8 protein-coding genes are annotated in these 9433 nt (G+C 72.3%); 5 read left to right on the top strand and 3 right to left on the bottom strand.

All coding sequences use genetic code 11. The annotated features are described in order from the left end of the window. Positions 1–145: 145 nt before the first annotated feature. A complete protein-coding gene (locus AB0G32_RS29100; RefSeq protein WP_361169591.1) occupies positions 146–1684 on the bottom strand; it encodes an MFS transporter in 1539 nt (512 codons plus the stop codon). A gap of 110 nt (positions 1685–1794) precedes the next feature. Between AB0G32_RS29100 and AB0G32_RS29095 the strand changes: the two genes are divergently transcribed. Continuing rightward, complete coding sequence (locus AB0G32_RS29095; RefSeq protein WP_361169588.1) at positions 1795–2379, top strand: TetR/AcrR family transcriptional regulator; 585 nt, start codon at positions 1795–1797, stop codon at positions 2377–2379. On the opposite strand, the gene AB0G32_RS29090 is transcribed toward AB0G32_RS29095, so the two are convergent. Further along, positions 2360–3559, bottom strand: a complete 1200-nt coding sequence (locus AB0G32_RS29090) for a helix-turn-helix domain-containing protein (RefSeq protein ID WP_361169585.1) — start codon at positions 3557–3559, stop codon at positions 2360–2362. The genes AB0G32_RS29095 and AB0G32_RS29090 overlap by 20 nt on opposite strands. A 133-nt stretch (positions 3560–3692) precedes the next feature. On the opposite strand from AB0G32_RS29090, the gene AB0G32_RS29085 reads away from it, so the two are divergent. The 3 genes from AB0G32_RS29085 to AB0G32_RS29075 all read left to right on the top strand — a co-directional run bounded on the left by AB0G32_RS29085 (position 3693) and on the right by AB0G32_RS29075 (position 6683). Beyond that, positions 3693–4619, top strand: coding sequence for a proline dehydrogenase family protein (locus tag AB0G32_RS29085; protein ID WP_361169582.1), 927 nt, complete (start codon positions 3693–3695; stop codon positions 4617–4619). 39 nt (positions 4620–4658) lie between these two features. Continuing rightward, positions 4659–6299 (top strand): L-glutamate gamma-semialdehyde dehydrogenase, encoded by a 1641-nt coding sequence (gene pruA, locus AB0G32_RS29080; RefSeq protein WP_361169579.1) that lies wholly within the window; start codon positions 4659–4661, stop codon positions 6297–6299. Positions 6300–6551: 252 nt separating this feature from the next. Continuing rightward, on the top strand, positions 6552–6683 hold the full coding sequence (locus AB0G32_RS29075; protein WP_361169576.1) for a hypothetical protein: 132 nt from the start codon (positions 6552–6554) through the stop codon (positions 6681–6683). A 1-nt stretch (position 6684) separates the two neighbouring features. Here AB0G32_RS29075 and AB0G32_RS29070 read toward each other — a convergent pair whose 3' ends face one another. Continuing rightward, positions 6685–8250 carry a metallophosphoesterase family protein gene (locus AB0G32_RS29070; protein ID WP_361169573.1) on the bottom strand — a complete coding sequence of 522 codons (1566 nt, stop codon included), beginning with the start codon at positions 8248–8250 and terminating at the stop codon, positions 6685–6687. Positions 8251–8383: 133 nt separating this feature from the next. Between AB0G32_RS29070 and AB0G32_RS29065 the strand changes: the two genes are divergently transcribed. Then, entirely contained in the window at positions 8384–9427 is a 1044-nt protein-coding gene (locus AB0G32_RS29065) for a 3-isopropylmalate dehydrogenase (RefSeq protein WP_361169570.1), read from the top strand. Positions 9428–9433: the final 6 nt, after the last annotated feature.

Genomic DNA, 9433 nt, shown 5'->3' with positions numbered 1-9433 from the left:
CCAGGGTGGGCGCGGGGGTGCTGGGTGGGGTCGCGGGGGACTGCGGGGCGACGTCCGCACGTGCGTAAAACCTCGTGTGTGGTGCCCGCGGGTCGGGGGGCGCCCGCCCCCGCACCCCCGCGCCGGCCCTGACCGGGCCACGTCGTCAAGCTCCCCCGGCGGGGGCACTCCCGGACGGGCTGAGCTGCTCAGCCCGTCCGGCGTTTTCGCGCTTCAGGGTCCGCGCCGCCGGGACCGCCGCCGCCAGCAGCAGCACCGCCCCCGCCACCGCCGCGCCCCGCATCCCACTGGTGAACGCCTCCCGGGCCGCCGTCGCCAGGGCCTCTCCCGCGGACCCCGGCAACTCCCTGGCCACCGCCAGCGCACCGCCCAGCGTCTCCCGGGCCGGCTCCGGCGCGGCGGCCGGCATCCGGTGGTGGTAGACGGCCGTACCGATGGAGCCGAAGACCGCCATGCTCAGCGCGCCGCCGAACTCGGTGCCGGTCTCCATCAGCGACGATGCCGAACCCGCCCGCTCCACCGGGGCGGCGCTCAGCGCCAGGTCGGTCAGCTGGGACATCACCGCGACGATGCCGCCGGCCAGCACCCCGCACGCGGCCAGCACCAGCCACAGCGAGTCGGTGCCCGTGCCGGCCAGCAGCGCGTAACCGCACGCCGCGACCACGAAACCGCCCGCCACGACGTGCGCCCGCGCCACGCCCCGCCGCACCAGCCCCATGGCCAGCGGCGCGGCGAAGCCGATCAGCACCGAGGGCAGCAGCGCCCACAGGGCCGCTTCCAGCGCGCTCTTGTCCAGCACCGACTGGATGTACTGGGTGGTGAAGTAGGTCGAGCCCATCATTCCGGCGGCCGACACCAGGTTGAGGGCGACGGCCGGGGTGAAGCCCCGGATCCGGAACAGGGCGGGGGAGATCATCGGGGTGGCCACCGTGCGCTGCCGGTGCACGAACAGCGCGGCGAAGAGCAGGCCGAGGGTCAGCGACATCACGTACCGCACGTGCCAGCCCTCGGTCGGTATCTCCTTGAGGCCGTAGACGACCGGCAGCACGGCGGCCATCGACAGCGGCACGCTCAGCAGGTCGAAGCGGCCGGACCCGGGGTGCTTGGACTCCGGCAGCAGGACCGGGCCGAGGAGCAGCAGCAGGGCCATCGCGGGCAGGTTGACCAGGAAGACCGAGCCCCACCAGAAGTACTCGACGAGTACTCCGCTCAGCACCGAGCCGAGCGCGATGCCGGCCGTCATCACGCCCGACCACAGGCCGATCGCCGTCGCCCGCTGGCCCGGGTCGGTGAACATCGTGCGGACCAGCGCCATCGTGGACGGCATCAGGGTCGCGCCGCCGATGCCGAGCACCGCGCGGGCGGCGATCAGCGTCTCCGCGCTGTGCGCGTAGGCGGCCACCAGGGAGGCCGCGCCGAACGCGGCGGCGCCGAGCAGCAGCAGCCGGCGGCGGCCGATCCGGTCGCCCACCGCGCCCATCGTCATCAGCAGGCCGGCCAGTACGAAGCCGTAGATGTCGAAGATCCACAGTTGCTGGGGGCCGGTCGGTTCGAGGTCGGCGCTGATGGCCGGGATGGCGAAGTAGAGGACCGACACGTCCATCGAGACCAGCAGCAGCGGGAGCATCAGCACACCGAGCGCGGTCCATTCGCGCCGTCCGGCGCGGGGTGGGTTCGTCGTCATGCCGGAGACTGTACGCACGTCTTATACAACTGTCTATGACGTCTGTATAAGACGACGGTTTAAGACGTCAGTTTAAGACGCCTGTATGTATCGGCGGGTAGGGTGGGCGCATGGGACACCGTGAGGATCTGCTGGAGGGCGCCAAGCGCTGCCTGCTCGCCAAGGGGTTCGTGCGGACCACGGCCCGCGACATCGTCAAGGAGTCGGGGACCAACCTGGCGTCGATCGGCTACCACTACGGCTCCAAGGACGCGCTGCTGGCGCAGGCGTACGTGGCGATGGTCGAGGACATGTCCGAGCTGTTCGACGGCGAGGTGCGCGGGGAGTTCGGCTCCCTGGAGCGGTTCGCCTCGGTCTGGTCGAACATCATCGGCACCATGCGGGAGCCGGGGTCGATGTGGCGGCTCAGCATGGAGATCGTGGCCATGGGCGATCAGCTGCCGGTGGTGCGCGACCACCTCGCGCGGGCCCAGCGGGAGGGCTCGCGCGGCTTCGTCGCGATGTTCACGGGCGTGCCCGAGGAGGACCAGCCGGACGAGCTGATCGACACCCTCGGCAGCTTCTACACGACGCTGATGATGGGCCTGATGGCCCAGTGGACCTTCGATCCGGGCACCGCGCCCGAGGCCGGGCAGCTCACCGAGGGACTGCGCCGGACGATCGAGGGAGCCGTCGCTACAGACGGTGCGCCTTGAGCGCCATGTGCAGCAGCAGCCGGTCCTCGCCGTCGGCCAGGTCCAGGCCGGTGAGCTGTTCGACGCGGGACAGGCGGTAGTACAGGGTCTGGCGGTGGATGCCGAGTTCCGCCGCGGTGCGGCCGGCCTGGCCGGCCCGGTCGAGGTAGGTCTCGGCGGTGCGGGCCAGTTCCCGGTGCGCGGGGGACAGCAGCGGCCGTACCGCCGGGTCCCGCGCGGTCTCCGGGGGCAGCGCCGTGAGCAGGCGGAACGGGCCGATCGACGCCCACTCGGCGACCGGCGCGAACCGGGGTTCGGCGCGGGCCGCGCGGGCCGCCGCCGACGCCTCCCGCCAGGCCGTGCCCAGCTCCGCCAGGCCGGTGCGCGCGGCGGCCACCCCGGCGGCGGGGCGGGCGCCGCCGTGGACCGGCGCCCGCTCCAGCAGCCGCCCGGCCGCCGCGAGGGCCGGGGCGGACACGTCCACCGAGCGCAGCCGCACCAGCAGCGCCAGCGCGTGCGCCGCGCCGCCCCACTCCACCGTGCACAGCGCCGTCGCCCCCGGCACCGTACGCACCGACGGCGCGTCGTCCGGGCCGGCGGCCGGCCAGGGCGCGACGCACACCACCGTGTGCGGCACCTCGGCGCGGGCGCCGAGGGCGGTGCTCAGCTCGGCGATCGCCATGTCCCGCTGCCAGCCCCGCTCGGCGGTCAGCACCGCGCGCAGCTCCCGGCCGAGGTCGGTGCCGTGCTGCGCCTCGTCCGCCAGCAGCGCGCCGATCCGGGCGGTGACCGTCATGGCCGCGGTGAGCTGCGCCGCGGTCGGGCCCGGCTCGGTGTCCAGCAGCCACACGTAGCCGAGGACGACCCCGCGATGCCGTACCGGCAGACAGATCCGGCCGCGGTGCACACCCGCCTCCGGGGTCGGCGGGATGCGGACCGGACCGGTGGCCCGGGTGATGCCGAACCCCTCGAACCAGGCGCGGACCGCCGGGGTGGAGCGCCGGGTCAGGATCGAGCGGGCGCGCACCGGGTCCAGGGCCGAGGCGTCGAGGTCGCCCTCGCTGTCGTAGGCGCCGAAGGCGATCAGCTCGAAGTCCCGGTTCTCCAGGGTGGCGGGCGCCCCGAGCCGCTCCGAGATCTCGTCGACCAGCTCCTGATAGTCAGCCTTGGAATCGGACGTCACCAGGGCATTCTGCCCCATCCCGGCCCGCCCTTCATACATCTGTCTGAGATCCGCGGCACGGATGCGTGACAGGTGTCGATGGCCCAGGATCGGGGGCATCCCTAAGTTTCACGGTGGCTGAGCTTGTTCTTTTGGTAAGTGGAGGTGCCCCGTGCTGGGTCCCGTGATTCTCGCCGCGTCGCGCAGCGACCGGATGCGCCGTCTGGTCTCCGCGGCGCCGGTGACCAAGCAGGTCGTCGACCGCTTCATCCCCGGCGAGGACGTCGACGAGATCGTCCCGATCATCCGGGACCTCGCGGCCCAGGGCCTGGAGCTGACGATGGACGTCGTCGGCGAGGACATCACCACCCCGGAGCAGGCCGCCGCCGCCCGCGACGCCTATCTGGAGCTGATCGACCGGCTCAAGCCGCTGGAGCTGGGCACGCGCGCGGAGATGTCCGTGAAGCTGTCCATGTTCGGGCAGGCGCTGGCCGGCGGCCATGAGCTGGCGCTCGCCAACGTCCGCCCGGTGGTCGAGGCCGCCGCCGGGATCGGCACCACGGTCACCCTGGACGCCGAGGACCACACCACCCTCGACTCGATGTTCGCCATCCACGAGGAGCTGCGGAAGGACTTCCCGGCGACCGGGTGCGTGATCCAGGCGTACCTGTTCCGCACCGAGGCCGACGCGCGCCGGCTCGCCGCGGCGGGCTCTCGCGTACGGTTGGTGAAGGGCGCCTACAAGGAGCCCGCCGAGGTCGCCCACCAGGACAAGCACGAGATCGACAAGGCGTACGTACGCGTACTGCGGACGCTGATGGACGGCGACGGCTATCCGATGATCGGGTCCCACGACCCGCGGCTGATCGCCATCGCCCAGGAGCTGGCCCACCGCGCCGGGCGCAAACCCGCCGAGTACGAGTTCCAGATGCTCTACGGCATCCGCGGCGACGAACACCTGCGGCTGGCCGCCGAGGGCCACCGCATGCGCGTCTACACCGCCTACGGCACGGACTGGTACGGCTACTTCATGCGAAGGCTCGCGGAGAAGCCGGCCAACCTGCGCTTCTTCGCCCGGTCGCTGGTCACCAAGGGCTGAGCCCCACCACCCGCTCACGTACAAGGAGTTACGCATCTTATGGACGCTGTGACCCAGGTCCCCACCCCCGTCAACGAGCCGGTGCACGGCTACGCCCCCGGCTCGCCCGAGCGCGCCCGGCTCGAGGCCCGGCTCAAGGAACTGGCCGACAACCCGATCGACCTGGTGTGCACCATCGGCGGCGAGCGGCGGATGGGCGGCGGCGAGCGCTTCGACGTCGTGCAGCCGCACAACCACAAGGCCCGCCTCGGTACGTACGCCAACGCCACCGAGCAGGACGCCCAGGACGCGATCGACGCCGCCCTCGCCGCCGCCCCGGCCTGGCGCGCGATGTCCTTCGACGACCGCGCGGCGATCATCCTGCGCGCCGCCGAGCTGCTGTCCGGCCCGTGGCGCGAGACGCTGGCCGCCTCCACCATGCTCGGCCAGTCCAAGACCGCCCAGCAGGCCGAGATCGACACGCCCTGCGAGCTGGCCGACTTCTGGCGCTTCAACGTCCACTACGCCCGCGGCATCCTCGCCGAGCAGCCCCCGGCCAACGCGCCGGGCGTCTGGAACCGCCTGGACCACCGCCCGCTGGAGGGCTTCGTCTACGCGATCACGCCGTTCAACTTCACGGCGATCGCCGCCAACCTGCCCACCGCCCCCGCCCTGATGGGCAACGTGGTGGTCTGGAAGCCGTCCCCGACCCAGACCCATGCCGCCGTGCTGCTGATGCGCCTGCTGGAGGAGGCCGGTCTGCCCAAGGGCGTCATCAACCTGGTCACCGGCGACGGCATCGCCGTCTCCGAGGTCGCCCTGGGCCACCGCGACCTGGCCGGCATCCACTTCACCGGCTCGACCAAGACCTTCCAGCACCTGTGGAAGACGGTCGGCAACAACATCGAGAAGTACCGCACCTATCCGCGCCTGGTCGGCGAGACCGGCGGCAAGGACTTCGTCGTCGCCCACCCCAGCGCCGACCGCGCGGTGCTCAAGACCGCCCTCACCCGGGGCGCCTTCGAGTACCAGGGCCAGAAGTGCAGCGCCACCTCGCGCGCCTACCTCCCGGCGTCGATCTGGAACGACGGCTTCAAGGAGGAGTTCGCGGCCGAGATCGACGGCCTCGCCATGGGTGACGTCACCGACCTGTCGAACTTCGTCGGCGCCGTCATCGACGAGCGCGCCTTCGCCAAGAACAAGGCCGCCATCGACCGGGCGAAGCAGGACCCGGCCTGCACCGTCGTGGCGGGCGGCAGCTACGACGACTCGGTCGGCTACTTCGTCCGCCCGACCGTCATCGAGTGCACGGACCCGGAGAACGAGGTCTTCACCACCGAGTACTTCGGCCCGATCCTCGCCGTCCACGTGTACGACGACAGCACGGCCGAGGGGTACGACGAGATGCTGACCCAGATGGAGTCCGCCTCCGACTACGCCCTCACCGGCTCGGTCGTCTCCAGCGACCGCGCGGCCACGGCGTACACGATGGACAAGCTCCGCTACGCGGCCGGCAACTTCTACATCAACGACAAGTCGACCGGCGCCGTCGTCGGCCAGCAGCCCTTCGGCGGCGGCCGGGCCTCCGGCACCAACGACAAGGCGGGCGCCCCGCAGAACCTGATGCGCTGGACGCTGACCCGCGCGATCAAGGAGTCGCTGGTCTCCCCGACCGACTACCGCTACCCGCACATGGGCTGACGCCCCCCTGATACCGGACGGGCCAGGTCTCCCCCCGACCTGGCCCGTCCTTCCGTCTCAGATAGTAGGAAGTCCGAGTAATTGTGGAGACAGGGGCGTGCTCCTCCCTTAACTTTGTAGGAGCCGAACGTCTCGCTCGACCCAGCGAATGGCGGTCGTGAGCCGGGCCCCGCGCAGGTGATCCCTGCGGCCCGCCGCTCCCCGCCCCTTCCGGCGTCTCGTATCCCGCCCCGTGCCGAAGGAGTCGACCCCATGGCCGAGACGACCGTCCGCCGCCGAGTCCGCCACGCCTCCCGTACCAGCGACGCCGACCGGAAGAACGCCGCGGCCGCCCTGCAGCGCGCCCTCGACCGCCGGGACAACGGCGGCGCCACCGGGCACTGACTCACCGCCCGCGCCGCACCTCGAAGTGGTCGACGCGGTCGCCGGCCGGCGTCAGCGCCGACACCTTCAGCCTCGGTGCCGCACCCGCCTGCGCCTCCACCCGGAGGAACGAGAAGCCCCGGTAGCGCACCCGCGACCACTCGACGGTCTCCGCCCGCCGGTCCCGGGACCGGGTCCAGCGGAAGCTGTCGATCGGCTGGTCACGGGCGGCGATCCGCCCCTCGTGGCTCTCCGGTACGCCCGCCGGGAAGCCGTACAGCTCCTTGCCGCCGCCGCCCGCGGTGACGTACACGGTCCCGTCCCGGGTGGGGTCGGTCCACTCGCCGACCGGCACCGGGCGGCCGACCGCGCCGTTCTTGATCGCGTCCGTGCGTTCGTAGACGTGGTTGTGCCCGTTGATCACCAGGTCCACCTGGTGGCGGGCGAAGAGCGGCACCCACTCGGCGCGCACCCCGCCGTCCGAGGCGTGGGTCGACGTCGAGTACGCGCAGTGGTGGAAGAAGACGACGACGAAGTCCACCTCCGGCGCCGCCCGCAGCTCCGCCAGCGTCCGGGCCAGCCAGCGGGTCTGCCGGCCCTCCGTGCGGCCGAGGTTGGCCGGGATCTCGTACGACACGTCGTTCGCGTCGAGGGCGACGACGCCGACGTTGCCGTACCTGAACGAGTACACCCCCGGCGCGGTCCGCGGGTCGAAGCCGCTGTCCGGCAGGGAGAAGCGGGCCAGTTGACCGCCGTAGCCGTCCGGCGAGTACCACGCCTCCATGTCGTGGTTGCCGGTCGTCACCATCCACGGCACCGACCGCGCCACCGGCTCGGTCTGCCGCAGGAACCGGTCCCACTGGGTCGCGTCGTACAGGTCCGACGCCGTGCCGCGGCCCTTGTCGTTCGCGTAGCAGATGTCGCCGGCGTGCAGGTGGAACGCCGGGTCCTGGCGGAGCAGGACGCGGTTGTTGGCGACCGCCCGCGCGCCGACGCCCTGGTCGCCGAAGGCCGTGAAGACGAACCGCCGCGGGGGCGTGGCGGGGGCGGTGCGGAAGGCGGCGATGGTGCCGCGGTGGGCGGGGGCGGCCGGGTCGAAGCCGTCGTGGCCGACCCCGTAGTAGTACGTCGTGCCGGGCCGCAGGCCGTCCAGGGCGGCGTGCAGGTAGTACTGCTCGGCCGCCGGGTGGTCCCCCAGCGCGGGGGTGGTGAGGTCGCGGACCTCGGCGCCGACGCGGCGGCCGAGGTCGTCCGGGCGCAGCCCCACCCGCACGAACGGGCGGCGCACCGCCAGCGGCACCTGCCAGGAGATCCGCAGCTGCCGCATCGGATCGGCGCCGAAGGCCAGATGGCGGCCGAACGGCGCGAGTGCCGAACCCGGGACCGTCGCGGCCGGCGCGGGCGCGTTCGCCGGGCGGACGTCACGGACGTCACCGCCGGAGCAGCCGGTCAGCAGCCCGCTCGCCACCGCCCCCGCCGTCACCAGGGTCCGGCGCCGCGACATCCGGTTGCGCAGATACTCGTACTGCTCCGCCATGCTCAGCCGGCGCGCCAGTTCCGGCGGGACGCCGAAGTCGGGGATCTCCATGACCCCAGCCATTCCCCGCGCCGGCCAACACCCGCACCGCACCCGGGTGAACGCCCGCCGACGGGATGGCGCCGGCTGTCCGTATGGCGGACGGTGCGTGTCAGCTCATGGGACGGGGAGTAGGGTGCCGGGCATGTCTCGCAGCCTCAATCTCGCAGTCATCCCCGGCGACGGCATCGGCCAGGAGGTCGTGGCCGAAGGTCTCAAGGTCCTCTCCGCCGTCCTTCCGCAGGATGTGAAGCTGGAGACCGCGGAGTTCGACTTCGGCGCCAAGCGCTACCACGCCACCGGTGAGACCCTCACCGACGCCGACCTCGACGCGCTCAAGCAGCACGACGCCATCCTGCTCGGCGCCATCGGCGACCCGAGCGTGCCCTCCGGGGTGCTGGAGCGCGGCTTCCTGCTCAAGCTGCGGTTCGCCTTCGACCACCACGTCAACCTGCGGCCGAGCAAGCTGCTTCCCGGCGTCGAGACCCCGCTGGCCGGCCAGCCGGAGATCGACTTCGTGGTGGTCCGCGAGGGCACCGAGGGCCCGTACACCGGCAACGGCGGCACCATCCGCAAGGGCACCCCGCACGAGGTCGCCACCGAGGTGTCGGTCAACACCGCCTACGGTGTCGAGCGCGTGGTGCGGGACGCCTTCGCCCGCGCCCAGGCCCGCCCGCGCAAGAAGCTCACGCTGGTCCACAAGAACAACGTGCTGACCTTCGCGGGCCACCTGTGGACGAACGTCTTCAACCAGGTGGCCGCGGAGTTCCCCGAGGTCACCACCGACTACATCCACGTCGACGCGGCCACCATCTACCTGGTGACCCAGCCCGAGCGGTTCGACGTGATCGTCACCGACAACCTGTTCGGCGACATCATCACCGACCTCGCCGCGGCCGTCTCCGGCGGCATCGGCGTCGCCGCCAGCGGGAACATCAACCCGTCCGGCGAATTCCCCTCGATGTTCGAGCCGGTGCACGGCTCCGCGCCCGACATCGCCGGCCAGGGCAAGGCCGACCCCAGCGCTACCGTGCTCTCCGTCGCCCTGCTGCTGCGCCACCTCGGCTACGACGCCGAGGCGAACCGGATCGAGGAGGCGGTCGCGGCCGACCTCGGCGAGCGGGCCGGGAAGCCCGCCCGCACCACCTCCGAGATCGGTGACGCCCTCGCCGTACGAGTAGCCGGCTGACCGGGC

Origin of the sequence: Streptomyces sp. NPDC023723 (assembly GCF_040639815.1) — a bacterium.
Classification (GTDB): domain Bacteria; phylum Actinomycetota; class Actinomycetes; order Streptomycetales; family Streptomycetaceae; genus Streptomyces.
This window is presented reverse-complemented; position numbering and strand designations above follow the sequence as displayed.